Annotated in this window: 18 protein-coding genes and 1 tRNA gene; 13 read left to right on the forward strand and 6 right to left on the reverse strand. The window is 62.3% G+C overall.

The window, feature by feature from the left end:
• Positions 1–23: 23 nt before the first annotated feature.
• Positions 24–1,391, reverse strand: a complete 1,368-nt coding sequence (locus tag KIH75_RS05690) for a hemolysin family protein (protein ID WP_219055810.1) — start codon at positions 1,389–1,391, stop codon at positions 24–26.
• Positions 1,392–1,490: 99 nt separating this feature from the next.
• On the opposite strand from KIH75_RS05690, the gene KIH75_RS05695 reads away from it, so the two are divergent.
• On the forward strand, positions 1,491–2,186 hold the full coding sequence (locus KIH75_RS05695; RefSeq protein ID WP_219055811.1) for a M48 family metallopeptidase: 696 nt from the start codon (positions 1,491–1,493) through the stop codon (positions 2,184–2,186).
• A 105-nt stretch (positions 2,187–2,291) separates the two neighbouring features.
• On the opposite strand, the gene KIH75_RS05700 is transcribed toward KIH75_RS05695, so the two are convergent.
• Positions 2,292–3,002: a FadR/GntR family transcriptional regulator gene (locus KIH75_RS05700; protein WP_219055812.1), complete on the reverse strand. Its 711-nt coding sequence runs from the start codon at positions 3,000–3,002 to the stop codon at positions 2,292–2,294.
• Positions 3,003–3,261: 259 nt separating this feature from the next.
• Between KIH75_RS05700 and KIH75_RS05705 the strand changes: the two genes are divergently transcribed.
• The 4 genes from KIH75_RS05705 (at position 3,262) to KIH75_RS05720 (ending at position 6,534) form a co-directional block, all read left to right on the forward strand.
• Positions 3,262–3,801: a gluconokinase gene (locus tag KIH75_RS05705; protein WP_219055813.1), complete on the forward strand. Its 540-nt coding sequence runs from the start codon at positions 3,262–3,264 to the stop codon at positions 3,799–3,801.
• Positions 3,802–3,923: 122 nt separating this feature from the next.
• The gene (locus tag KIH75_RS05710) at positions 3,924–5,252 is read left to right on the forward strand and encodes a GntP family permease (RefSeq protein ID WP_219055814.1); all 1,329 of its coding nucleotides are present in this window, start codon (positions 3,924–3,926) and stop codon (positions 5,250–5,252) included.
• A gap of 117 nt (positions 5,253–5,369) precedes the next feature.
• The gene (gene gnd, locus KIH75_RS05715) at positions 5,370–6,263 is read left to right on the forward strand and encodes a phosphogluconate dehydrogenase (NAD(+)-dependent, decarboxylating) (protein ID WP_219055815.1); all 894 of its coding nucleotides are present in this window, start codon (positions 5,370–5,372) and stop codon (positions 6,261–6,263) included.
• 198 nt (positions 6,264–6,461) lie between these two features.
• A tRNA-Ala gene (locus KIH75_RS05720) sits at positions 6,462–6,534 on the forward strand.
• Between the two features lie 172 nt (positions 6,535–6,706).
• On the opposite strand, the gene KIH75_RS05725 is transcribed toward KIH75_RS05720, so the two are convergent.
• The gene (locus tag KIH75_RS05725) at positions 6,707–9,835 is read right to left on the reverse strand and encodes a CAP domain-containing protein (protein WP_219055816.1); all 3,129 of its coding nucleotides are present in this window, start codon (positions 9,833–9,835) and stop codon (positions 6,707–6,709) included.
• A gap of 312 nt (positions 9,836–10,147) precedes the next feature.
• On the opposite strand from KIH75_RS05725, the gene KIH75_RS05730 reads away from it, so the two are divergent.
• From KIH75_RS05730 to rsmI, 6 genes are all read left to right on the forward strand, one after another.
• Positions 10,148–11,239: a LacI family DNA-binding transcriptional regulator gene (locus KIH75_RS05730; protein WP_219055817.1), complete on the forward strand. Its 1,092-nt coding sequence runs from the start codon at positions 10,148–10,150 to the stop codon at positions 11,237–11,239.
• Positions 11,240–11,520: 281 nt separating this feature from the next.
• Positions 11,521–12,837 (forward strand): ABC transporter substrate-binding protein, encoded by a 1,317-nt coding sequence (locus tag KIH75_RS05735; protein ID WP_219055818.1) that lies wholly within the window; start codon positions 11,521–11,523, stop codon positions 12,835–12,837.
• A 215-nt stretch (positions 12,838–13,052) separates the two neighbouring features.
• Positions 13,053–14,024 carry a carbohydrate ABC transporter permease gene (locus tag KIH75_RS05740; protein ID WP_219055819.1) on the forward strand — a complete coding sequence of 324 codons (972 nt, stop codon included), beginning with the start codon at positions 13,053–13,055 and terminating at the stop codon, positions 14,022–14,024.
• Between the two features lie 4 nt (positions 14,025–14,028).
• Positions 14,029–14,889, forward strand: coding sequence for a carbohydrate ABC transporter permease (locus KIH75_RS05745; protein ID WP_219055820.1), 861 nt, complete (start codon positions 14,029–14,031; stop codon positions 14,887–14,889).
• Positions 14,890–15,025: 136 nt separating this feature from the next.
• Positions 15,026–17,440 carry an alpha-xylosidase gene (yicI, locus tag KIH75_RS05750; protein ID WP_219055821.1) on the forward strand — a complete coding sequence of 805 codons (2,415 nt, stop codon included), beginning with the start codon at positions 15,026–15,028 and terminating at the stop codon, positions 17,438–17,440.
• A 256-nt stretch (positions 17,441–17,696) separates the two neighbouring features.
• Positions 17,697–18,653: a 16S rRNA (cytidine(1402)-2'-O)-methyltransferase gene (rsmI, locus tag KIH75_RS05755; protein ID WP_420829180.1), complete on the forward strand. Its 957-nt coding sequence runs from the start codon at positions 17,697–17,699 to the stop codon at positions 18,651–18,653.
• Positions 18,654–18,681: 28 nt separating this feature from the next.
• Here rsmI and KIH75_RS05760 read toward each other — a convergent pair whose 3' ends face one another.
• Positions 18,682–19,041, reverse strand: coding sequence for a variant leucine-rich repeat-containing protein (locus KIH75_RS05760; protein ID WP_219055823.1), 360 nt, complete (start codon positions 19,039–19,041; stop codon positions 18,682–18,684).
• Positions 19,038–19,751 carry a hypothetical protein gene (locus tag KIH75_RS05765; RefSeq protein WP_219055824.1) on the reverse strand — a complete coding sequence of 238 codons (714 nt, stop codon included), beginning with the start codon at positions 19,749–19,751 and terminating at the stop codon, positions 19,038–19,040. The genes KIH75_RS05760 and KIH75_RS05765 overlap by 4 nt, the downstream gene beginning before the upstream one ends.
• A gap of 308 nt (positions 19,752–20,059) precedes the next feature.
• Here KIH75_RS05765 and metG point away from each other — a divergent pair, with 308 nt between their 5' ends.
• On the forward strand, positions 20,060–21,922 hold the full coding sequence (metG, locus tag KIH75_RS05770; RefSeq protein WP_219055825.1) for a methionine--tRNA ligase: 1,863 nt from the start codon (positions 20,060–20,062) through the stop codon (positions 21,920–21,922).
• 448 nt (positions 21,923–22,370) lie between these two features.
• Entirely contained in the window at positions 22,371–23,717 is a 1,347-nt protein-coding gene (gene gdhA / locus KIH75_RS05775) for an NADP-specific glutamate dehydrogenase (protein WP_219055826.1), read from the forward strand.
• Between the two features lie 143 nt (positions 23,718–23,860).
• Here the strand turns inward: gdhA and KIH75_RS05780 are convergent, their stop codons facing one another.
• Entirely contained in the window at positions 23,861–25,510 is a 1,650-nt protein-coding gene (locus KIH75_RS05780; RefSeq protein ID WP_219055827.1) for an RNA-binding domain-containing protein, read from the reverse strand.
• Between the last annotated feature and the right edge of the window lie 100 nt (positions 25,511–25,610).

The raw sequence follows: 25,610 nt of genomic DNA on the forward strand, positions 1-25,610 counted from the left end.
CGGATGAACCGATCAGCAGGGCGTCATTCTTCGGATTTCCCGCTTTTCCCGGGCTTCCCGGCTTCACCATCGTCGCCGGCATTCCCCGCGCTCTCACCGTCGGCGGCCTTGCGCACCTCGATCATGGCGATACGCCGCCCGTCCACCTGGGTGACCTTCATATCGCACCCCTCGTCGGAATGCAGCACGTCGCCCACAGCGCCCATCTTGCCCGTATGCGCGAGGAAATAGCCCGCCACGGTCTCGTACGGGCCGTCTTCAAGCTCGATGCCGGTAAGGTCCTCGAAGTCCTCCAGCGTGGTGCCGCCTTCGATGGCCGCCACACCGTTCACGAACACGCTGCGGTTGGTCCGCTCGCCGCCCTTCTCGGTCGGCAGATCGTATTCGTCACGGATGTCGCCGACCAGCTCCTCGGTCATATCTTCCAGCGTGACAATGCCGTCCGTGCCGCCGTATTCGTCGATCACCACGGCCAGATGGATGCCGCGTTTGCGCAGCAGTTCAAGGCTTGGCAGCAGCTTGGACGTGCCCGGCAGCGAAATGCCCTCACGCACCACGTCGGCCACGACCCGCGCTTCCGGGTCGCGCACGTCCAGCAGGTCGCGCACGTGCACGAATCCGAGCACATCGTCGAAATCCTTGCCCGTGACCGGGTAGCGGGAGTACGGCTGATCGCGCACGAAGGCGGCGGCCTCGTCCAGCGACATCGAACCGTCGATGAACACGACGTCGGCACGCGGGCGCATCACTTCGGCGACGATGGTTTCGGAAGCGTCGAACACGTCGTCGAGAATCGTGCGTTCGTCCTTGCTCAGATTGGTGTTGGAATTGACCAGTACGCGCAGCTCGTCGTCGGAAACCTCGGTTTCGGTCTCGTTCGGGTCGAAGCCGAGCAGACGCACCAAACCGTTGGTGTTCTTGCCGATCAGCCAGATCAGCGGGCGGCACACTTTGGAGAACACGTCGATGGCCGGCACGACGGCGCGGGCGATGGCCTCGTTGCGTTGCATGGCGATACGCTTCGGCACCAGTTCGGAGATCACGATCGAACAGTAGGAGATGATGAGCGTCAGGCCGATGGTGGTCAGCGGCGCAGCGACGTGATGCGGCACGCCCCAGCTTTCCACGACGGGCACCACGAACGGTGCGATGGAGGATTCGCCGAACGATGCGGACAGGAAGCCGGACAGCGTGACGCCGATCTGCACGCTGGACAGGAACGTGTTGGGGTCGCGGGCAATTTTCGCCACTCGGGCGCCGCGCGCATCCTGGAGTTCCATCTGGTCAATCTGGGAACCTCGCAGGCTCACCAGCGCGAGTTCGGTGCCGGCGAACACCGAGCCCAACAGCAGGAAAATGAAAATCAGCAGGATATTCAGACCAAGTGACATGACGCCAGTCTATCTTTCCGGCTTGTCAAGGCCGATTCTGGCTGTTCAAGGTCGATTCGGGTCTGGCGGGCTGGGTCTGACTGCTGCGATGTTGGCGGCATGGCTCACAATGATTCCGTGAGAATCGACGGCTTGGATGTGCAGGTGACGCGCAAACCCATCAAGAACATGTATCTGCGCATCAAACCCCCTACGGGAGTGGTGGCGGTTTCCGCGCCCAGGCGCACGCCGGACGCCACCATTATCGCGTTCGTGCGGAGCCGTCGCGTCTGGATCGACGAGAATCGGAACGCCATGCGGCAGCGGGCGCGTGAGGAGGCGCAGGCGCTTGGCGGCGGACGATTCGGTATGGGCGGTGGCGACACAGTCGGTATGGGAGGTATGACCGGCGCAAACGGGGAGAACAGCGCAAACGGGGCATCGGACGCGCCCGCAACACCCGCAACACCCGCATGGAACGATGATCTGCGCCGCAAGGCCGCGGCTTCGATCAACGCCGCACTGCCCGCCCTGCTCGCACGCTGGGAGCCGATCGTGGGCAAATCCCCCACCCATATCACGTTGCGCACCATGACCTCGCGTTGGGGGTCCTGCACGCCACGCACCGGGCGGATCCGGCTGAATCTGCAACTGGGACTCATGGACCCGAAGTTCTTGGAATACGTGCTGGTGCATGAGCTCACGCACCTGTGGGAGCATGGGCATGGCGAGGGGTTCCGGCGGCGTATGGACGCCTATCTGCCGGATTGGCGGCGGCTGCGGCGCGAACTCAACCGGCATATCGTGCTGCAGTAGGGCATGCTGCGGCAGAGCCGCGCGAGATCGCGCAAGAACAGTCGAGACAGCCGCGATAATCCACGGCAATCCGCCGCAAGGCCACGATAAGGCCGCTATTCGCGCCTACTGGGCCGTATTGTCGCGCAACGCCTCGTCCACTTCGTCCACGATTTCACGCATCGCCTCATAGGCGGCGTCCGCGTCTCCGTTCAGGATCGCCTCGCCGACCGCGAGATGCGCGCGCAGCGCTTCGGGCGCCGGGTGCTGCGGGTACATGTCGATCTCCACGCGGCCGCGCAGCACGGTTTCCACGGTGTCGGCGAAGGCGGCGAACAGTTCGTTGCCGCTGCATCGCAGTATCTGGCGGTGGAATTCGATGTCGAGCTTGTGGAATTCGGGGAGGCGGCCTTGTTCGCCGAGCTGCTTCATCTGCAGCGCCATGACCGGCAGTTTGGCCTTGTCTTCCAGCGATGCCCGCAGTGCAGCGTATCGCGCGGCGGCGGGTTCGATGCTCAGGCGCAGTTCCGTCAGGGCGAGCAGTTCGCGTTTGCGCTGCGAGGAGTGCAGTTTCCAGGCGATGACCTGCGGGTTGAGGGCCTGCCAGTCTTCGGGAGGCTGTGCGACGAGCCCCACCCTGCGGCGTATGGCGATGGCTCCGGCGGCTTCCAAATGCCGCGACGCTTCCCTGGCGACGGTGCGCGACACGTCGAAGCGCGACTGGATGGCTTCCAGCGTCAGCGCGGTGCCGGGTTCCCATGTTCCGTCGATGATGTCCGAGGCGAGCTGGTTGGCGACGGGGATATGCATGTGTTCGCCATCGTTCGTGTCCGCCATACCTGCCTCCTTATGCCGTGGCCGCGCGTCGGCCGCCGTGTTCCGATTCGGTGCCGCATGCCGTCCGATTCGCCGCATCGTGATTCATGATGCTGGTTCCACACTACCCGTTCCGCAAAACACCCGAATCCAAAAAGTACTCTTTTTAATTTGACAAGTACTCTTTTTAAGGAATATCATATTCATCAAGAATCAACCGGAGATTCGACCCACGCAACGAGGCTTTCACCACACACTTCAGGACCCAAAGGAGCACATCATGAGCATTCACGTAGTCATCATGGGTGTCGCAGGCTGCGGCAAATCCACCGTGGCCGAAGCGATCCGCGACCGCCTCTCCTACGAAATGGCCGAAGGCGACGCCTTCCACCCGCAGGCGAACATCGACAAGATGAGCGCGGGCATCCCGCTCACCGACGAAGACCGCTGGCCGTGGCTGCGCGTCATCAACTCCTGGATGGCCGCCAAGGAAGCCATCCAGGCGAACACCGTCGTTTCCAGCTCCGCGCTGAAGCGTTCGTACCGCGACGTACTGCGCGAAAACGTGCCCGTGTTCTTCCTGCACCTCACCGGCAGCCACGAACTCATCGGCGAGCGCCTCGCCGCACGCAAGGGCCATTTCATGCCGCCCGAACTACTCCCCAGCCAGTTCGCCATCCTCGAACCGCTCCAGCCCGACGAGCCCGGCATCGAAATCCCCATCGACGGCAGTGTTGAGGAGATGGTGGAACGCGCGGTGCAGGCGGTCGTCGCCCACGCCGCCGCCGAGGAACGCGCACTCACGCCCGTCACCGCCTGAACAAGCCGATAGGCTTCACCCAGCCGGTCGCCCAGCCCCGCGCATCACGGCATCACGCGCCGCACGCGCACCCGCACACCATACGGTTTGCACCCCTGTTCAGCTTCAAAGGAGAATCTGACATGCAACTCATCATCGCCGCCATCGCCGGCATTCTGACGATCGTCCTGCTTATCGCGGTCGTCAAACTCCACCCGTTCATCTCGCTCATGGTCGGCTCGTTCATCATGGCCGTATGCGCCGGCGTGCCGTACGACGAAGCCTTCAGCAGCTTCACCACAGGCGCCGGATCCACCTTCTCCGGCGTCGGCCTGCTGGTAGCGTTCGGTGCCATCATCGGTACGATCCTATTCGCGTCGGGAGGCGCGGACGTCATCGTCGACACCATCATGAGCAAAACGCCCATGAAACTGCTGCCGTGGGCCATGGCCCTCATCGCCTTCACCGTAGGCATCCCCATGTTCTTCGAAGTCGGCGTGGTCATCCTCATCCCGGTGGTGCTGTTCGCCGCCCGCCGCGCGAAAATGCCCGTCATGCTCATCGCCATCCCCGCGCTCGCCGGTCTCTCCACCCTGCACGCCTTCATCCCGCCGCACCCCGGCCCGCTTGCCGCCATCGACTCGATCCACGCGAACCTGGGCCTGACGCTCGGCCTGGGCCTGCTGGTCGCCATTCCCACGGTGATCATCTCCGGCCCGCTACTGGGCAAGGTCATGGCACGCTGGGTGCCGATCATGGCCCCGGAGCAGAACACCGACGAAGCCGCCCAGAACTCTCCCGAACATCGCCCCACCTTCGCCCAGGCGATCACCGTCATCCTCTGCCCGGTGGTGCTGATGCTTGCCGCATCCGTGGTCGACCTGACCGGCCAGAGCGAAACCGCATGGGGTCGCGCGCTCGCGTTCATCGGCACGCCGCTCACCGCACTGTTCATCACCACCGTTCTGGCCATGGTGCTGCTCGGTTTCATGCAGCATTCCACGCGTGACGCCGTGAACGGCATGGTCGGCAAGTCCTTCGGCACGGTTGCAGGCATCGTGTTCATCGTGGCCGCCGGTGGCGGTTTCAAGCAAACGCTCGTGGACTCCGGCATCAGCGACGTGATCGCGCACAGCATCACCGAATCCGCCATGAACCCGTTGCTTGCGGGTTGGATCGTGGCCGTGCTCATCCGTCTCGCCACCGGTTCCGCCACGGTCGCCACGGTCACCGCCGCTGGCATCATGGCCCCGCTCGCCGCGAACCTGAGCCCCACCCATCTCGCGCTGCTGGTGCTCGCCATCGGCGCCGGATCCGTGTTCTTCTCCCACCTCAACGATGCCGGTTTCTGGCTGGTCAAGGAGTATTTCGGCATGACCGTCGGCCAGACGCTGAAGACCTGGTCACTAATGGAAACCGTGCTGTCCGTGGTGGGACTCGGCTTCACCATGCTGCTCTCGCTGATCCTATGACCGGCGCAGCGCACACCGGCGCACCTTTCACGCTTCCACTTCATCCACACACCTAACTTCAACCCGCACACTCACACCCACTTCACACCAACTATCCACACAGCAAAGGAGCTCAACATGCAGATGGGAATGATCGGCCTCGGCCGCATGGGAGGCAATATGGTTCGCCGGCTTCGCGACGGCGGGCATAGCATCGTCGGCTTCGACATGAACCCGGATTCGGGTCGCGATGTCGATTCGATCGAAGCGCTGGTCGCCGCGCTGCAACCGCCGCGCGTCGTCTGGACGATGGTGCCGTCCGGTAAGGCCACTGATTCCGTGATCGCGCGGCTCGGCGATCTGCTGGATGCCGGCGACATCGTGGTGGACGGCGGCAATTCGCATTACACCGACGACACCCGTCATGCCAACGAGCTCAAGCGCAAGGGCATCGATTTCCTGGACGCCGGCGTCTCCGGCGGCGTGTGGGGCGCGGAACGCGGCTACGCGCTTATGGTCGGCGGCGACGAGGCCGTGTACCGCAAGGTGCTGCCGATCTTCGAAACCTTGAAGCCAGAAGGCGAGCATGGTCTGATTCTCGCCGGACCCGTGGGCGGCGGGCATTTCGCGAAGATGGTGCACAACGGCATCGAATACGGCATGATGCAGGCGTTCGGTGAAGGGTTCGCCACCATGATGCGCAGCGATTACGTCACCGATCCGGCCGCGACGATGGCTTCCTGGCGTGACGGTTCGGTTGTGGCCAGCTGGCTGCTCGACCTGTTCGAGAACGCCACGGAACACGACCCCACGCTGCGGAACATGCCTCCCGTGGCGAACGAATCCGGCGAAGCCCGGTGGATGATCGAAGCGGCGCTGGAACTCGGCGTACCCACGCCGGCCACCGCGGCGGCGCTCTGGCAGCGGCAGACCTCACGCGGTGGAGCCGATGACATTCTGCGCGTCGTGTCCGCGCTGCGCGCCCAGTTCGGCGGGCATGTCACCAAACTCGACGAAATCGCCACACACTAGCGTTTTCGACCTGTTTTCAACCGTTTCCGCTTGTTTTTCCCCATCTGCGCGGACGGCGGGGCAACCGTTCCCCTTTTTCCGGTTTCCCTGCCGTTCACGCAGATTTCAACACACATATGCCGCAACGCCGTTTTGCATTTAGGCAGGGGCTGTACTACAGTGAGTTGAGTTGTCCTGCGAAGCAGAACAACAATCCAAGGGGCTGTAGCTCAGTTGGTAGAGCGCTTCGTTCGCATCGAAGAGGTCGTGGTTTCGACTACCATCAGCTCCACGAAAGCCTTCCGGAATTCCACCTCCGGAAGGCTTTTTCTTTACTTTCCGCGGCGGCCCGGCAGTGTGCGATGCCAAGCCACCACTTTTCACTTCATACGGCAAAGGGGTGGGAAGGAACCGTGGTTCCTTCCCACCCCTCCGCGTTGACCTACCCGTGGCAGGCTTGCGGCTTAGCGCCTGTATGCGTGGCGTGCCGTGGAGACGCGGTTGCGGCGCGATGCCTCCCACGCGGCCGCGCCCAGGGTGGTGAGCATGATGCCGGTGAGCATGACGGCGTTGGCGTCCACACCGGTGGAGGCGAGCTTGTCGGCCTTCAGGGACGCGTTGAGCGTGGCCTGCTCGCTGGTCTTGAGCGTGGTCGACGCGACGGTGGCGCCGGCATTGCCCTTATTGCCCTGCTCGCCCTTCTGCTGCCCGTCGGCCTTCGCCTGCGCGTCCTTCTGCGCCTTGACGGCCTGATCGTACGCGGTCTGCGCCTGCTTGACGGCCTGCTTGGCTTCCGTGAGCTTCGCCTGCGCGTCCTTCAGCGCGGCCTGCTTGGCTTCGAGGTCGGCCTGCGCTGCGTCCAGTGCGGCCTGGGCGTTCCTGACGGCTTCGGTGTCCTTGGCGTCGGCGCGGGCCTGATCGAGGTTCGCCTTGGCCTGGTCGAGGTTCGCCTGCGCGTCCTTGACGTCCTGTTCGAGGCCGGCGATGGTCTGTTCGGCGTTGGCCTGTTCGGCCTTGGCGGCGGCGAGCTCCGACTGCTTCGCGTTGAGATCGTCGACGGCCTGCTGGAGGCTGCTGGTCTTCGCGTTCAGGTCGTTGACGGCCTGCTGGAGTTCGGCTTCCTGCTGGGCGGCCTTGTCGCTGGCCTGCTTGGCGGTGTCGTATTCGCCCTGCGCCGTGTCGAGGTTCGCCTTGGCCGTCTGGTAGGCGTTGTCGGCCTGTTCGGCGTCCGTCTTGGCGGTGTCGTACGCGCCGGTGGCGTTGTCGAGTTCGGTCTGCGCGTCGGCGAGGATCGCGGCGCGACGGTCGGCGTTCGCCTTGTCGGTCTTCGCGGTGTCGTACGCCTGCTGTGCCTGCTTGAGCGTGGCCTGCGCCTGCTGGAGCGTGGCCTGCGCCGCGTCGTCGGCCTGCTTGGCCGCGTCGTAGGCCGTGGTCGCGTCGTTCAGCGTGGCCTGCTTGGAGTCGAGCGTGGCGTGCGCCTGCTGGCTGGCCTGCTGCGCCTGCGCGTATTCGGTTGCGCGGGTCGCGGCGGTGTCCTGCGCCTGCTTGAGCGTGGCGGTGGCGGTGTCGAGCGTGGCCTTGGCCTGTTCGGCGTCGGCTTGCGCGGTCTTCTGCGCGGCGGTCTTCTCGGCCTGCGCCTTCTCGGCCGCGTCGAGACGCGCCTTGGCCTGTTCGACGGCCTTCAACGCGTCGTTGTACGTGTTCTGCGCGTTGTTGATGCGGTCGATGTACGCCTGCACCTTCTGGCGGTAGACGGCCGCGTCGAGCGGCGTGGTGTCGTCGGAGGCGTACTGGTTCCAGTTGGTGTTGAAGAACTCCTGCGAGTAGGCGTGATCGTCTGGATAGTCGCCGTAGCCGCTGTAGGCCATGCCGGTGGACGTGTAGTCGGTGCTGATGATGTTCAGGTAGTGGCCGACGAGGTGGTACAGCTCGGGGTAGGTGGAGCTGATCTCCTGCATGGTCATGTTTTCGAGGCCGGGGTAGTTTCCGGACTTGATGGCGTCCTGATAGGTCTGCTTCTCCTGCGTGTACCACCCGTCGAACGGATCCATCTTGGTGGTTCCCCATGCGAGGTTCTCGCCGATGCCGTACTGGCCGTTGTGGTAGTAGTTGCCGTTCGCGGCGAAGTTCGCCTGCACCATCGCCATCGCCAAGGCCGCGTCGGACACCTTCAGCGGGGGCACGCCCTCGGCCTCGCGCAGCCTGTTGCACTCGTCGATCAGGTCGAGCGCCCTGACGAGGTTCTCAAGGCTGGTGGCGTCGTTCTCCGCGCCGAGATGCGTGTATTCGAGATAGTCGGACACGCTCGAATCGGTCAGCACCTTGTACGCGAACTCCGCGTCGTTGTCCTCGAACCAGCCGGCCGCGCCCTGCGCCTGCTTGCGGGCCGCGTCGTCCGCCGCGGCCTTCGCGTCCTGCGCCGCCTTCACCGCCTCGTCGTACGCCTTCTTGGCCGCGGCCTGTTCCGCGTCGGCCACGGTCTTCGCGTCCTTCGCGTCCGCGAGCTTCGCGTCCGCGTCCGTGAGCGCCCTGCCGGCCTTGTCGGCCTTCGCCTGCGCGTCCGCCGCGTCCGAATCCGCCGCGTCCTTCGCGTTCTTCGTTTCGGCGAGCTTCGCGTCGGCCTTCGCGGCGGCGTCCTGCGCCTCGTCCTTCGCCGTCTGCGCCTCGTCCACCGCCGTCTTGGCGGCCTTCGCGTCCTTCGCCTTCGCGTCGGCCACGCTCTTCGCGTCCTTGGCGTTCGCCTGCGCCTCGTCGGCGGCGCTCTTGGCGGCCTCGACGGCCTGACCGGCCTGTTCGGCGGCTTCCTGCGCCTGCTTGACCTTGGCCGGGTCGTTCGCGTCACCCGCGATGGCGACGGCCTCGTCCAGCGCGTTCTTCGCCTCGTCGGCCTTCGCCTTGGCGGTGTCGGCGTTCGTCTTGGCGGTGTCGGCGTTCGCCTGCGCGGCCTGCAACGCCTGCGCCTTGTCGGCGGTGGTCTTGTCGAGCTTGGCCTTGTCGGTCGCGTCCACCTTGGACTGGGCCTCGTCCTTCGCCTTCTGCGCCTTGTCCTTCGCGGCCTGCGCGTCGTTCTTCGCCTGCTGGGCCTCGTTCACGGCGTTCTGCACGCGCTCCACGTTCTTCGCGGTCTGATCGGCCTTCGCCTGCTCCTCTTCGAGCTTCCTCTGCGCCTCGTCGAGCTTGGACTGGGCCTCGTCCACGCCGGTCTTCGCCTGGGCGATGCCGGGATCGGACGCGATGGCGTCGGCCACGTCCTGCTGCTTGTCCGCGACGTTCTGCTGGGCCTTGTCCACATCGGACTGGGCCTTGTCGGCGTTGGCCTGGGCCTGTTCGCCGTCGTTCTTGGCGGAATCGAGCGCGGCCTTCGCGTCCGCGACCGCCTGCGCGGCCTGGTCGACGCCCTGCTGCGCCTGCGTGCCCTGCGCCGTGTTCGATGCCTGGTCGATGGCCTGCTGCGCCTGGGAGACGGCCTGCGCGGCCTGTTCCTCCGGCGTGACGGCGGTTTCGTTCGCCAGCGCGGGAGCGGCGATCGTACCAGCCACGGCCACCGTGGCGACCGCCACCGCCAGTCCCCTGTTGTTCTTCTTCGCACTCATAGTGTTCTCTCCAACCTTCCCCTCAAGGGGAGTTCCTTTGTGTACACCGCGGTAGCCCCGGTCACATGACGGCCCTTCACGTCATCGCACCGACGGAATCGGTCGGCAAACCGGCAACCATCGACGGCTTCTCATGTAACGAATGTAATACGACAAGCGGTATCCCCAAAACCATTGTCAACAAATGTTGCACCCATCCCTCCGCGCTTCCACACCCATCCCGGCCCGCATATCAATCACGTAAAAACGGCATGGCACCGACCGCACAAGTTAGACTTGAGCGTATCTGAAAAACGTTTGGAGGGGGTTGCCATGGCTGGCATCAAAGACGTCGCGGCGAAGGCCCACGTGTCCATCAGCACGGTCTCGTATGTGATGAGCGGCAAGCGTTCCATCGGCGACGACACCAAACGCGCGGTGCTGGACGCGGCCAAGGAGCTCGGCTACCTTCCCAGGAAGGCCACGCCGGACGTCATGGCGTTCCTGACCGGCCGGCCGATCACGGGCGACGGCGACGATTGGAATAACCGCTTCCCCAGCTCCGGCACGCATAAGCGCACCAAGGTTCTGGCGCTCAGCTCCCCCGTGCACGGGTACACGGATTATTCGAATTACGCGATGTTCTTCTTCGGGCTCGCCTCACGCGCCAAGCGTTACGGCTACGACATTCTGCTGCTCATGCACGAATACGGCGATCAGGAGCTGGTTCGCGTCACACGCAGCGGCATGGTCGATGGCATTCTGCTTCTTGACGTGCTGATGCACGATTCCCGCGCCGAGGTGGCGCCGATGCTCGACGTGCCGGTGGTGTCCGTGGGGTACCCGTCGAATTCGGAATCGGTGTATTCCGTCGATCTTGATTTCGAACGGATGGGCCGCGAGGCGGTGGAGAAGGCGGCCACGCTCGGCCATACGCGCGTGCTGATCATCGGCACCAACGAGTTCGCCTACGAGGACGGTTCGAACTATCTCATCCGTTTCCGCGACGCCGCCATCAAGCATGGTTCGGACCTGGGTGTCAAGGTCACGTTCATGGCGTCGACCGGCTACGGCATGGCCGACGTGCGTCTGCTGCTCGATTCGGCGTTCGCGAACGATAGCGAGATCACCGCGATCATCTGCCAGACCAATCCCACGCATGTGAACAATCTGCTGATCGCCTTGCAGGAGCGCGGGCTGCGCGTTCCGCAGGATATTTCGTTGATGGCCGCCTGCACACAGGGCGTGCATCAGCTGTCGCAGGGCGTTGACGAGATGCCCATGGATCCGCATGCCGTGTGCATGCGTGCGATCGACATCATGATGGAGGCCTTGGAGGGCCGCCGGCATGATGTGGGTGCGGTCGAGCTGCTGCCGCCCAAATATCTTGCGCGCGGCACGATGGGTCCGCGACGCGCCGGGTGACCGGAGCGTCGCGCTCACGGCACCACGACATGATTTCGCTGATTTCGATAGCCATGTAAACGATTGCTTTTTCTCGACATGGCGTAAACAAAGGGAAACCCTTTGGAATCAGTGGAAATGCGCGACAACGTTTGCAAGGTAAAATCATTAAACTAATTAATCGAAATCAATCGAAATAAGTTGAATACTTCATCGAAAACCCGTAGCGTATCAAGCAATGAGGTTCCCGATACAAACCCTGAGTCTCATTTCAGTAAAGGCGCTGAAAGAAGGAGTACACGATGAAGTTCACCCGTAAAATCGTCGCAGCCGGTCTGGCGGCGGCGACCATGCTCGGCACACTTGGCCTGGCCGGCTGCGGCACCAGCAGCGACACCGCCCAGGAGGAGAACCCGAAGTCCATCAAGATCTGGCACTACGAAGAGGACAACGGCGCACAGGGCAAGGCCTGGGCCAAGGCCATGGAAATCTTCGAAAAGAAGACCGGCGTCAAGGTCGAATTCGAAAAGAAGTCCTTCGAGCAGATCCGCCAGAACGCGGCCCAGATCCTCAATTCCGACGAAGCCCCCGACGTCATGGAATACAACAAGGGCAACGCCACCGCCGGCCTGCTGGCAAGCCAGGGCCTGCTCACCAGCCTGAACGACTACGTCAGCAAGTACAAGTGGGATGAGAAGGTCAGCGGCACGCTCGCCGACACCGGCAAGTACGATGACAAGGGCGTCATGGGCTCCGGCGACTGGTACGGCATCACGAACTACGGCGAAGACATCGTGATGTACTACAACAAGGACATGTTCGACAAGTACGGCATCGAAATCCCGAAGACGCTCGACGATCTCGAAGCCGCTATGCAGAAGTTCGTCGACAACGGCGTCACCCCGCTCTCCGAAGGCGTGGCCGAATACCCGCTGCAGCACCTGTGGTGGCAGCTGGTCCTCTCCAAGGCGAACGACAAGTTCATCAAGGCCTATGAGATGTACGACGGCGACGTCGACTGGCAGGGCCAGGCGACCACCTACGCCACCAAGACCATCAAGGATTGGGTCAACAAGGGCTACATCTCCAAGGATTGCACCGGCACCAAGGCCGAGGATGCAGGCCAGGCCTTCATGAACGGCACCTACCCGATGTTCTTCTCCGGCACCTGGTGGTTCGGCCGCTTCCAGAGCGACATGAAGGACGCCAACTGGACCTTCGCCACCTTCCCCGACACCGATAAGGTCGTAGGCTCCTCCGGCAACATCTGGGTCATCCCCGAGAACTCCAAGAAGAAGGATCTCGCCGCACAGTTCATCGACATCACCCTGAGCGACGAAGTCCAGAACCTCATGGGCAACTCCGGCGGTCTGCCGATCGCCGCCGATCCGGACAAGATCACCGACGAGAAGACCAAGGAACTCATCACCTCCTTCAACGGCGTGCTTGAGAAGAACGCCCTCGGCTTCTACCCGGATTGGCCGACCTCCACCTTCTACGACGAGCTCAACTCCTCGCTGCAGGAACTGGTCAACGGCACCACCGACGTGAAGGGCGTGCTCAACCAGATGAAGGACAACTACGACAAGGGCGTCGAAGCCGCCGGCGTCAAGTCCTGAACCGCCCCAAGCGCATAGCGCATAGCGCACACACATAACTGAACCCACCGCCAGGCGCCGCCGTCCATCACCGCGGCGGCGCCTGGCACCTTCCAACACCCGTCCGGCGGGCAATGAAGCCCGTCCGACGGACCCTACGCTGTTCGAACCGAACGCGCCACCACAGGGCAGGGAAGCCCGGGAATCCGGCGCGAATCATGAAAGCGACTGACGCAATGAACGCTCACACCAAGAAAACCCAACCGCGCGGCCAGCAGCCGACCGCCAGGGAGAAGGGGATGTCGAGAATCCCCGGCAATCCTTCCAACCGCTTCTGGCTGTACCTGCTCCCCGGTCTGCTGATGCTGCTGTGGATCATCATCATTCCGGCTGTCTGGAACATCTACCTCAGCTTCACCAACTACCGCGGCATCAAGCCGCCGCAGTTCGTCGGCCTGGCCAACTGGGCCCGACTGATGAAGGACACCACGTTCTGGGTGTCGTTCCGCAACTCGATCTGGATGATCATCGCCATGGTGGTCGTGCCGATCCTGCTCGGCCTGATCCTCTCCTCGCTGGTGTTCGACGTGGTGCAGAAGAAGTTCGGCACGAAGGCCGCCTCCACCATGCGCGCCATCTACTACTTCCCGCAGCTGCTGCCGATCGCAGTCGCCTCCCTGGTCATGGGCTGGATCTTCCGCCCGGAGAACGGCGCACTGAACGCACTGCTCAAGGCGATAGGCCTCGGCGGATTGCAGCATGATTGGCTCGGCAAGCCCGACACCTCGCTCATCTTCCTGATGCTCATCATGATCTGGATTCAGGTCGGCTACCCGCTGGTCATCTTCATGTCCGGCCTGCAGCGCGTCGATCCGGAACTGTACGAGGCCGCCAGCCTCGACGGCGCCAACTGGTGGCAGCGCTTCCTCGCCATCACCCTGCCGTCCATCAAGCCGGAGATCTTCGTGGTCGCGCTGACCTGCACCATCGCCGCACTCAAGGTATTCGGCCCGGTCTACATGCTGACCAAGGGTGGCCCCGGCACCAGCACCATCGTGCCGTCGTACTACTCCTACGTGCAGTTCTTCCAGTCCCAGCAGGTCGGCTACGGCGCCGCGATCGCAACCGCGCTGACCGTCGTCATCATCATCGTCGCCGTTATCTTCACGAACCTTCAGGAGAAGGTCGCGAAGGAAGATGAGGAGTAAGATCATGACTTCCGCAACCAACATTCCCGTGCATGTCAAGAAGAACCGTACCGCAGGCGATTGGGTGATCCTCATCCTGCTCATCGTGGGCGGCCTGGTCATGCTCTTCCCGTTCATCGTGCTGCTGCTCAACGCGTTCAAGACGACCGCCGACTACAATTCGTCCGGCCCGCTGTCCTGGCCGCATGAATTCAGCACCGATGGTCTGATGAAGTTCTGGAACCGCGTCAACTACCCCGAAAAGCTGTGGAACAGCATCTGGACCTCCGGCCTCGTGGCTATCCTCGCCGTGATCCTCTCCATGTTCAACGCCTTCGCACTGGGCATCGGCCGCGTCAAGGGCCGCCGTTGGATCATCCTGCTCATCATGCTCGCCAACATGCTGCCGCAGGAAGCCATGCTGTACCCGCTGTACATCATGTTCAAGAAGATCGGCCTGTACAACTCGCCGTGGGCGATCGTGGTCATCTTCACGGTCATCCAAAGCGCATTCGGCACCTACCTGCTCTCGTCCGTGTACGGCACGTTCCCGAAGTCCATCCTTGAGGCGGCGTCGATCGACGGCGCAAGCCGCTGGACCATCTTCCGCAAGATCGTGTTCCCGATCTCCAAGCCGACGCTGAGCGTCATGCTCGTCTTCTTCTTCATCTGGACGTGGAACGAGTACATGATCCCGATGGCCTTCCTCATCGACAATTCGACGCAGACCATCCCGATCGCGGTCAGCTCGCTGACCGGTGACCGTCTGATGGATGTGACGACGACCGCCGCCGCATCGCTGATCAGCATCGTGCCGACCCTCATCTTCTACTTGATCTTCCAGCGCACGCTGTCCCGCGGCATCACCGCCGGCGCGGTCAAGTAGTACCGATAACCCACCCCACGCATTCCCGGCTCCGGAAGTCCTTTTCTCTCTCTTCCTATCCGGAGCCGGGATCACCTCTTACACTTCAACCCTCACACACCACACAACCCATCACACATCACCAGGAGCAACAACAATGAAGTTCACCAACGGTTACTGGATGATCCGCGACGGCGTCGACGCCCTGTACGCACGCGAAGCCTACGAACTCGGCATCGGCGAAGACGGCGAAAGCCTGAACGTCCTCGCCCCGACCTCCGTGGTCCGCGGCCGCTACGACACCCTCAATCTGCCCACGTTCAACATCGACGTGACCTCGCCGGCCGAAGGCGTGATCCGCGTGACCGCAGGCCACTGGCAGGGCGCGACCGACCAGCCCGGATTCCCGCTGAACGCCGACCAGCCGGGCGGGCGCGACTACATCCACGCCGAAGCGGACGGCAATGGTGATGGCGAAGTCGGCCAGGACGGCGCGAGCATTTCGCTGACCTCCGGCGGCCTGACCGCCAAGGTGGTCAAAGGCTCGCCGTGGAACCTGACCTTCCTTGACGCGGACGGCAAGGTGCTCACCGAATCCTCCGGCAAGTCGCTCGGCAGATTCGGCCTGAACAAGCTGTCCAACGTCACCGCGCAGCCGGTCGGCGAGTTCGGCGTGACCATGGATGGTTCCGCATACGACGAATCCGACGTGTTCACCGGCATCCAGCTGCATCTCGCCGTCGGCGAAAGCGTCTACGGTTTCGGCGAGCGCTTCGGCGCATACGTGAAGAACGGCCAGACCATCGACATCTGGAACGAGGATGGCGGCACCGCCTCCGAGCAGGGCTACAAGGACATCCCGTTCTACATGACGTCCAACGGCTACGGCGTGCTGGTGAACAATCGCGGCCACGTCTCGTTCGAGGTCGGTTCCGAGAACACGGAGGCCGTGCAGTTCTCCGTTCCCGGCGAAACGATCGACTTCTGCGTGATCTACGGTCCGACCCCCAAGCAGATCCTCGACCGTTACACCGCTCTGGTGGGCCGCCCGGCCAACGTGCCGGCCTGGAGCTACGGCCTGTGGCTGACCACCTCGTTCACCACCAAGTACGACGAGAAGACCATCAACTCCTTCATCGACGGCATGGCCGAGCGTGACATTCCGCTGAGCGCCTTCCACTACGACTGCTATTGGATGCGTGAGTTCCATTGGACCGATTTCGAGTGGGATAAGCGTTTCTTCGGCGATATCGAGACGACGCTCAAGCGCCTGCACGAGGACAAGGGCCTGCATATCTGCGCGTGGATCAACCCGTATATCGGCCAGCGCGGCTCCATGTTCAAGGAAGGCAAGGAGAAGGGCTATCTGGTCAGGAAGCCGAACGGCGAGATCTGGCAGACCGACTTCTGGCAGGCTGGCATGGGCTTGGTGGACTTCACCAATCCGGATGCGCGCGAATGGTTCAAGGGCAAGGTCAAGAAGCTGCTGAGCCAGGGCGTGGATGCCATCAAGACCGATTTCGGCGAGCGCATTCCGCGCGACGTGGTCTGGTATGACGGTTCCCCGAAGCTGTCGATGCACAACTGGTACACGCAGCTGTACAACCAGACGGTGTTCGAAGCCATCGAGGAGACGTACGGCAAGGGGAAGGCGTGCCTGTTCGCCCGTTCCGCGACCGTGGGCGGCCAGCAGCAGCCGGTGCATTGGGGCGGCGACTGCGAGTCGACGTTCAACGGCATGGCGCAGACGCTGCGTGCCGGCCTGTCGATCACGAGCTCCGGCTTCGGTTTCTGGAGCCACGATATCGGCGGTTTCGAAGGTGCTTACCCGGACCCGGCGGTGTACAAGCGTTGGGTCGCGTTCGGTCTGCTCGGCTCCCACTCCCGTATGCACGGTTCCACCGTGTACCGCGTGCCGTGGCTGTTCGATGAGGAGGATGAGAAGAACGGCGTGGTCAATGCCCCCGGTCAGACCGCGGTGGATGTGGCCCGCACCTTCACCAAGCTCAAGCTGTCCTTGATGCCGTACGTGTATCAGACGGGCCTGCAGCCGCATCTGCACGGCACTCCGGTCATGCGTTCGATGTTCGTGGAGTTCCCGGATGATCCGACCTGCCGCACGCTGGACCGCCAGTACATGTTCGGCCCGGATCTGCTGGTGGCTCCGGTGTTCACCTATTCGGGTGATGTGGAGTACTACCTGCCGGCCGGCACGTGGACGAACTGGTTCACCGGCGAGAAGGTGGTTTCCGAGCATGGCGTGTGGCGCAACGAGCGTCACGGTTTCGACACCATTCCGCTGTGGGTGCGTGACGGCAGCGTGCTGGTCACCAAGCCGGGCGCCGAAACCCCGGATTACGAGTATGGCAAGGATGCGTTGGTGTCCGTGTTCCTCGACGGCGTCGATGCCGCCGAAGCGGTGGTCACGGAGACGGATGGCTCCTCGGTGACGTTCTCGGCCCGTCGTACCGCCGATGGCGTGGAGGTGTCCAGCTCGGATGGCCGCGCGTTCACCGCGCGTCTGGGCTTCGGCGAGACCGTCGCCGCACCGGAAGGCAAGGTGGTGCTGTAATCGCGACGTTGATCGGTAGCTTCCCCAAGTAGCCTGGCAGGCCCGGTCGGAACGTTCATCCATGGGAACGTTCCGGCCGGGCCTTCCTTTGTTGCGGGTGTTGCGGGTGTTGCGGGCTTCGGGCGGCAGCCCGGGCATGGTTGGCGAGCATGATTGGAAGCATGATTGGCGGGCGCGGGAGTTGGGCACACAGTGGGGAATACTGGGCAGTATGGAGAGCATGAGCGCATTGCCGGAAAACGGCGAGAACGAAGGCATGGAACATAATCCGAACGTCGGCGAAACCAATGAAAGCAACGGATTCGGCAGACTGGTCGCGGGCGCGGATATCCCGCAGGGTACGGTGGTGCTGGCCGCGACGCCGATCGGCAACACCGCCGACGCATCCGCCAGGCTGATCGCGCTTCTGGAACATGCCGATATCGTCGCCGCCGAAGACACCCGCCGCCTGTACGATCTGGCGAACCGTCTCGGCGTGCACGTGAACGGCCGCGTGGTCGCCTATCACGACCATAACGAACGTGATAAGGCCGACGGCCTGCTCGACAACGTGGAAACGGGCGCGACCGTGCTGGTCGTGTCGGATGCGGGCATGCCGACCATCAACGACCCCGGCCTGGCCATCGTGCGCCGGGCCATCGAACGCGGCCTGCCCGTCACCTGCGCGCCCGGCCCGAGCGCCGTGCTCGACGCGCTCGCCCTGTCCGGGCTGCCCACCGACCGGTTCTGCTATGAGGGCTTCTTGCCGCGCAAGCATACCGAACGTATGCAGCATCTGCGCATGTTGCGTTCGGAACGCCGCACCATCGTGTTCTACGAGACCTTGCACCGCATCGCCGATTCCATGGACGATCTGCTGGAATCCTTCGGCCCCGACCGTCGCATGGCGTTGTGCCGCGAACTCACCAAGGATTACGAGCAGATCCGCCGTGGCACGATCGGCGAAATCCACAGCAGCGTGAGGAACGATCCGCCGCGCGGCGAAATGGTGCTGGTCATCGAAGGCGCGTCCGACGAGGAAGTCAACGAAAACACCCCGAACGTGCTCAGCATCGAGGAATTGGCCGAACTCGCCGCCGCCAAGGCGAAGGATGAAGGGCTGCGCATCAAGGAGGCCATCACGCGCGTGGTCGCGGAACACCCGCTGCCGGACGGCTCCCTGCCGAACCGTAAGCAGGTGTATGCGGCCGTGCTGGCCGCCAAGGGCGAATGATTCCGTAACCCGTTGGATGGTTCGGGGGCTATGCGCCCGCCGGATCGTCCAACGAGTCGAGCAGTACGTTCAAGGCCCTGCGCACGCCGGGCCCGCCCGCCTGCGACACGTATTCCAAAAGTCGCGCGTCCGCTTTCGGATTCGCCACCAGCCACCGGCGCAATTCCGGCGCCTCACGCGCGATATGCCACAGTATGTCGATATCCGTTTCCGGGTCGGCCGCGAGCGCCGGCGTCAACGCCAGTGGCGGCGCAGGCGGCTCCAGGGCATTGCGTGGCGTTCGCGCCGCATTGCCGCGGTGTTCGCCGTCGCGCTGGCCATCATCGTGCAATCGTTCCAACCGGCATGCCTGACGCAGGGATCGCAATCGTCGTTTCCCCCGTTTCATACCGTGCTCCCCGCAAGGGCAAGCGTTTCGTCGTTGTTGTCACGCCCCCAGTCGCCACCCCCTGCGGCCATCCCCTGCGTTCCCCTCGTTTCCCCTTGTTCCTTCTCTTCTCCCCTATCGGTGGTCTGTTCCGTCACCCTTTGCCCAACGCGATCGATCATATCGATCATGCCGTGTTCAATCGCGTCGCACTCGGCGGCACTGCGCTCGCTTTCGGCCGCCGCCATGGTGCGCCGGCGTTCCTCGTAGTACAGGCGCACGGTGTTGAGGAACGCCCTGGCGCGCGGCGCCGACACCGTGCAGGGGTTCATCGCGAGAATGGCCTCGCAATCGTCGGGCGTGAACCGGTAGGCGTGCATGAGGTCGACGATCCGATCGGCGAACACCGTCGCCCCCGCCGCACCTCTGGACGTCGACGCGATATCGCACACCGTGCGCTGCGGGCTGGTAACGTCCAAGTCGCCCACCTTCACCAGCTGTTCGCGCCCCACTTTGCGCGCGAACACGCGGATCGGCCGGCCATGGCGCAATGTGCGGTAGTGCGATCCGGACAGCACGTCGACGGTTTCCGGGAACGCGCCGCCCATCCACACCCACAGCGCGGTACGCATGCACGCCGCCGTAGCCGACGGGATCATCTTGTGCACGATGAGAGCGCGACCGTACAGCGTATCGCCGTGATCGGCCCAATACCCGCTGCACCCGTCCAATGAACGGACCGAGCCGCCGCGCGACAACCTGCTTAGGCTCATCGGGCCGGGAAGGTCGCGCGAATGCAGCAATGGCGGCACGACCGGTCTCGCCCGCGATCTGTTGGTTCCCCGTATCTTGATATGACTGTTCATGGCCCCGACCGTAGGGGACGTATCGCGCCGGACGCAACCGCAAGCCGCGAGCCTGTGGATATGTGGACAGTCCGCCCTACCGGAAGCGGCGGAATGTGCATACGCGTGTGGATATTTTTCGGTTATCCACATTCACGCCCCCGTGTCCCAGCCGCGCCGGATAATCGGGCGTTATGAGTCATATTTTGGTGAATGTTGCATGGCCGTACGCGAACGGCCCGCGTCACATCGGTCACGTCGCCGGTTTCGGCGTTCCGTCCGACGTGTACGCACGATACGAACGTATGAAGGGCAATGACGTGCTGATGGTGTCGGGTACCGACGAGCACGGCACCCCGATCCTGGTCGAGGCGGACAAGGAGGGCGTGAGCGCCCAGGAGCTCGCCAACCGGTACAACCGCGTGATCGCCAACGATCTGTGCAATCTGGGTCTGAGCTACGACCTGTTCACGCGCACCACCACCGGCAACCACGAGAAGGTCGTGCAGGAACTGTTCAAGCAGTGCCTGGAGAACGGCTACATCTACAAGGGCACGCAGAAGGTCGCCATCTCCCCCTCCACGGGCCGCACCCTGCCGGACCGTTACATCGAAGGCACCTGCCCGATCTGCGGCGCCGACGGCGCTCGCGGCGATCAGTGCGACGATTGCGGCAACGAGCTTGATCCGGACGAGCTGATCAACCCGGTGTCCAAGATCAACGGCGAGGTTCCGCGTTTCGAGGAGACCGAGCACTTCTTCCTCGACCTGCCGGCGCTGGCCGAAGCCAACCTGGCTTGGCTGAAGACCCGCAAGGATTGGCGTACCAACGTCATCAACTTCTCCATCGGCCTGTTCAAGGAAGTCAAGCCGCGCGCCATCACCCGCGATATCGACTGGGGTATTCCGGTGCCGGTGAAGGATTGGATCGACAATCCGAACAAGAAACTGTACGTGTGGTTCGACGCCGTGATCGGCTACCTGTCCGCGTCCATCGAATGGGCTCGCCGCAAGGGCGATCCGGAAGCGTGGCGTGCCTGGTGGAACGATCCGAGCACCCCCGGCTACTACTTCATGGGCAAGGACAACATCACCTTCCATTCCCAGATCTGGCCTTCCGAAATGCTGGCCTACAACGGTCAGGGTTCCAAGGGCGGCGAGACCGGCAAGCTCGGTCCGCTGAACATGCCGGAACAGGTCGTGGCCTCCGAGTTCATGACCATGGAAGGCAAGAAGTTCTCCTCCTCCCGCGGCATCGTCATCTACGTGAAGGACATCCTGTCGCGCTACCCCGTTGACGCCGTGCGCTACTACATTTCCATCGCCGGCCCGGAAAGCTCCGACTCCAACTTCACCTGGGCGGAGTTCGTGCGCCACAACAATGAGGAACTGGCCTCCTCCTGGGGCAATCTGGTGAACCGCGTCGCCAACCTCATCGCCAAGAACTTCGGCGAGATCCCGGCGATCGACGAGAACGAGATGACCGACGAGGATCGTGCGCTGCTTGCGGAAACCCGCGAAGCCTTCGCCACCGCCGGCAACTTCATCGAAAGCCATCATCAGAAGGCCGCGCTGCTGGAAGCGATGCGCGTCGTCGGCGACATCAACAAGTACATCTCCGCCACCGAGCCGTGGAAGATCAAGGACAATCCGGCCCGTCTCGGCACCGTGCTGCATGTGGCCGCACAGGCCGTGTCCGACGCGAACCACCTGCTCGCGCCGTTCCTGCCCCACGCTTCGCAGAAGGTGTGGGAGGCTTTGGGCGGCAAGGGCACGTTCTCGCCGCTGCCGCACATCGAGGAGGTCGAGGATCTCGACAAGCCCGGTTTCATGTACCCGATCATCACCGGCGATTACAAGCTGGGCGTGAACGTGCACCCGTGGGAGAGCGAGCCGATCGAGGTCGGTGCGCCGGTCGCCAAGCCGACCCCCATTTTCGCCAAGATTCCGGTCGAGGCCGTGCAGGAGGAGCTTGATCGCTTCTCGGCCGATCTTGCCGCACGCAAGGAGGCCGAGGCCGAGCGTCTCGCCGCCGAGAAGGCGAAGCTCGCCAACTGAATCGTCTGAGCGGTATCCGTTCGCGAAGGCCCGGTCGTCATCGATGTTCGTCGATGGCGACCGGGCCTTTTCGGCGCCCGTCACCCCCATATACCCCCTCTCTCACACCCCCATCACATTTCTCTCAGGCAATTGACAGGAACACGTATTCTTCCCCCAAGGAACGCACGGTTATATAGAAAACGTCAGCGGAACACAACAACGCAGGCGAGGTTCCCCGAACCCCATAACTGAATCCTTTCTTCTCTCTCTTCTCTCTTACCCGGCGGTTTCCCCCGCCGGGTTTCTCTTTTTTCGGGCGGTTTCCGGCCATACCCGAACACCCCCACGCACCTCGGGCACGCCCCGGCACACCCCCGCCAGCATTTGGTCAGGGTCTTGTGGGCGCATAGTGCACCCGTTTACAATCAAACCGTCTACCCAGACCGACCCAAAGAGGAGTTTCATTATGCTCACCAACGAATACGTCAAGCGCGTGTATGCCCAAGTGGAGAAGCGCGACGGCGACCAGCCCGAGTTCCTGCAGGCTGTCTCCGAAGTCTTCGAAAGCCTCCAGCCCGTGGTTGAGAAGCACCCGGAATATGAGAAGGCAGGCGTGCTGGAACGTATCGTCGAACCGGAGCGCGTGGTGAAGTTCCGCGTCGCATGGACCGATGACGAAGGCAAGGTCCAGGTGAACCGCGGCTACCGCATCCAGTTCAACTCCGCCATCGGACCGTACAAGGGCGGTCTGCGCTTCCACCCGACCGTGAACGAGGGCGTCATCAAGTTCCTCGGCTTCGAGCAGATCCTCAAGAACTCCCTGACCACGCTGCCGATGGGCGGCGGCAAGGGCGGCTCCGACTTCGATCCGAAGGGCAAGTCCGACGCCGAAGTCATGCGCTTCTGCCAGGCCTTCATGACCGAGCTGTGCCGTCACATCGGCCAGTTCACCGACGTTCCCGCCGGTGATATCAACGTCGGCGGCCGTGAGATCGGCTACCTGTTCGGCCAGTACAAGCGCATCCGCGACGAGTACTCCGGCGTGCTGACCGGCAAGGGCCTCGAATTCGGCGGCTCCCTGGCCCGCACCGAGGCCACCGGTTACGGCCTGTGCTACTACACCCAGGAGGCTCTGCGCGTCCTGAAGAACGATTCCTTCGAAGGCAAGACCGTGGTCATCTCCGGCTCCGGCAACGTCGCCATCTTCGCCACCGAGAAGGCTCAGGCCCTGGGCGCGAAGGTCGTCACCGCCTCCGATTCCAACGGTTACGTCTACGACCCGAACGGCATCCAGCTCGACGTGGTCAAGGACATCAAGCTCGGTCACCGTGGCCGCATCAAGGAGTACGCCGAGCGCGTGCCGGGTGCCGAATACCACGAGGGCTGCAAGGGCGTGTGGACCGTGCCGTGCGACATCGCGCTGCCGTGCGCCACCCAGAACGAGATCGATGGCGAATCCGCCAAGGCCCTGGTCGCCAACGGCTGCAAGGTCGTGTGCGAAGGCGCCAACATGCCGTCCACTCCGGAAGCCATCACCACCTACCAGGAGAACGGCCTGCTGTACGGCCCGGCGAAGGCCGCCAACGCCGGTGGCGTGGCCGTGTCCGGCCTTGAGATGAGCCAGAACAGCTACCGTCTGAGCTGGACCTTCGAAGAGGTCGACAACAAGCTCAAGTCCATCATGGAGAACATCGTCGCCAACTCCCTGGCCGCCGCCAAGGAATACGGCCACGAGGGCGATCTGATGCTCGGCGCCAACGCTGCCGGCTTCGTCAAGGTCGCCAACGCCATGGTCGCCCAGGGCGTGCTGTGATCGACTGACATCACGGGCATAGATTGATGGGGAGCGCTCCGAAACATACAATACGTTTCGGAGCGCTCCCCATCGCTTTATCTGATTGATCTATTTTTGAAACAGCGAAGACAACCTTCATCTCGACCATATCGTCATGAACGTCACGGTATGACATATCGTGACGAAGGACCATCACCCTCGTGACGCAGCTTACCTTCACCCGTCATTTTCTTGAGCAACCGATAAGCGCTGATATAGCTCACTCCCAGCAATTCCATAACTTCCGAGGAAGTCACTGAGCCATCATTCTTCTCCGCCAATTCAAGAACCAAGCCCATACGCCGAGTGGACGAAATATTGTTCTGTCTCACATACGCAGGCAAGGCATTCGCATCCTTATATACCTTGGAGCTCAGGATGTACGATCGGGACCGACCGCTGCCGAACGCCTCAACCACGCCGGATTCCACCAAGTTCTCCACAGCACCTACTACCCGACGGTTCTCCAACCTGGAAAACTCACATAACTGCGGCACAGTCAGACGCCGATACTCCCTCAACAAAGACAGCACGATAAGAGCCCACACCGAAAGTTCACTGCCGCGCTGCCTTTCCTCATTGGTCACCATTAGTATGAATGCTTCGTCAGGAACGGCGCGACGGATAAACAGATTAACCTCACTGGCGGTGGATTTTGAATAATCAGGCATCGTCCCTCCACTGGCAAGCGATCCGCTATAGATCTTATCCACGCCACGCCCAGTTCTCTCGGCAAAACCAGCCGTTTTCATAATCTCAGCCAAACAGGGATTACGTGACCGCGGCGATGCCGTCAACAGGTTATCCTCGGTCACGCCTTCGATGAATCCACCTGGATTGGAGATGGTCAATCCATCGCCATCCACCATGAATCGTACGTTACCGATCTGCGCATAATCACGATGACAGAAAGCATTCACCATGGCCTCGCGAAAAGCCTGATGATCGAAATCCGGTACGTTTACATGCACCAGTCCACTCATAATCTCATGCTCTGGGTTCCAAGGCTGCATCAAATCACTGATTCTGCCAAACATATCAACCAGCGGTAGAACGAACGGATCAATGTTCACCCTCGGCATCGAACCATCCATGACTTGGAACACTGCCTTAGCAGTAGGCACACAACGCTTAATGGATTCCACACTGCCAATGGTCAGCAGGCCAGCAATCGTGGGAAGTTCCTTGCCGTCCTGCTCAGTTGTCAGGCCGAGGGCTCTATCAAATTCCAAATCATCGAGTGCCAGCAAAGGATTCTGCACGTTGGTTTCACGGATACGGCTACGCAGCCGATTACGGCATTCGGCGTCCAAATCCGAGATCTCTCCCCCGGGAGCGGGTTGCTCACTGTAGTCATAACTACGTTGTTGCGACAGACGACTAATAAACTGGGCAACGAATAATGGGACCACCTCAGGCGTACCGTCAGCTTTCAATCGTCGCTGCAGCGTCTTACCTCCGCTTGTCGACACGATTTGTTGGCTGTTATCCACCTCAATTACCACTACCTGGCAGTCATCCTCATGCAACAATTCCACACGAACGGTCTGTTGCGGAACGGTTTTGTTGAACACAAAGGCTGCAAGCCCATTGATATTGCGGTGTTGTTTGGCAATACCCGTGGGGGTACCGTCATCCTCCACACCAAGATACAGTGCACCGCCCTGCGTATTGGCAAGGGCAACGATATTTTCCACGATTTCATCGTCGGACTGCGGACGCGTACGCTCGCTTTTGAATTCAACTGTCAAGGTTTCCTTACTCGGAAGCATTACCCTAACCTTTCACTAACCTTGCATAATTCTAACATGTTAGAAAGGGATTCTTACATGTAAGAATTATGCAAGATAAATGTAAGAGCATCATGCGCAC

The sequence above is a fragment of the Bifidobacterium pongonis genome (genome assembly GCF_019331805.1).
Taxonomy (GTDB): Bacteria; Actinomycetota; Actinomycetes; order Actinomycetales; family Bifidobacteriaceae; genus Bifidobacterium; species Bifidobacterium pongonis.

Coding starts and splice junctions, on each gene's coding strand:
- KIH75_RS05700 (WP_219055812.1), bottom strand. CDS start 3,002: ATGGCGGACACGAACGATGGCGAACACATGCATATCCCCGTCGCCAAC.
- KIH75_RS05725 (WP_219055816.1), bottom strand. CDS start 9,835: ATGAGTGCGAAGAAGAACAACAGGGGACTGGCGGTGGCGGTCGCCACG.
- KIH75_RS05730 (WP_219055817.1), top strand. CDS start 10,148: ATGGCTGGCATCAAAGACGTCGCGGCGAAGGCCCACGTGTCCATCAGC.
- rsmI (WP_420829180.1), top strand. CDS start 17,697: ATGGAACATAATCCGAACGTCGGCGAAACCAATGAAAGCAACGGATTC.
- KIH75_RS05735 (WP_219055818.1), top strand. CDS start 11,521: ATGAAGTTCACCCGTAAAATCGTCGCAGCCGGTCTGGCGGCGGCGACC.
- KIH75_RS05760 (WP_219055823.1), bottom strand. CDS start 19,041: ATGAAACGGGGGAAACGACGATTGCGATCCCTGCGTCAGGCATGCCGG.
- KIH75_RS05690 (WP_219055810.1), bottom strand. CDS start 1,391: ATGTCACTTGGTCTGAATATCCTGCTGATTTTCATTTTCCTGCTGTTG.
- metG (WP_219055825.1), top strand. CDS start 20,060: ATGAGTCATATTTTGGTGAATGTTGCATGGCCGTACGCGAACGGCCCG.
- gnd (WP_219055815.1), top strand. CDS start 5,370: ATGCAGATGGGAATGATCGGCCTCGGCCGCATGGGAGGCAATATGGTT.
- KIH75_RS05780 (WP_219055827.1), bottom strand. CDS start 25,510: ATGCTTCCGAGTAAGGAAACCTTGACAGTTGAATTCAAAAGCGAGCGT.
- KIH75_RS05740 (WP_219055819.1), top strand. CDS start 13,053: ATGAACGCTCACACCAAGAAAACCCAACCGCGCGGCCAGCAGCCGACC.
- yicI (WP_219055821.1), top strand. CDS start 15,026: ATGAAGTTCACCAACGGTTACTGGATGATCCGCGACGGCGTCGACGCC.
- gdhA (WP_219055826.1), top strand. CDS start 22,371: ATGCTCACCAACGAATACGTCAAGCGCGTGTATGCCCAAGTGGAGAAG.
- KIH75_RS05695 (WP_219055811.1), top strand. CDS start 1,491: ATGGCTCACAATGATTCCGTGAGAATCGACGGCTTGGATGTGCAGGTG.
- KIH75_RS05745 (WP_219055820.1), top strand. CDS start 14,029: ATGACTTCCGCAACCAACATTCCCGTGCATGTCAAGAAGAACCGTACC.
- KIH75_RS05710 (WP_219055814.1), top strand. CDS start 3,924: ATGCAACTCATCATCGCCGCCATCGCCGGCATTCTGACGATCGTCCTG.
- KIH75_RS05705 (WP_219055813.1), top strand. CDS start 3,262: ATGAGCATTCACGTAGTCATCATGGGTGTCGCAGGCTGCGGCAAATCC.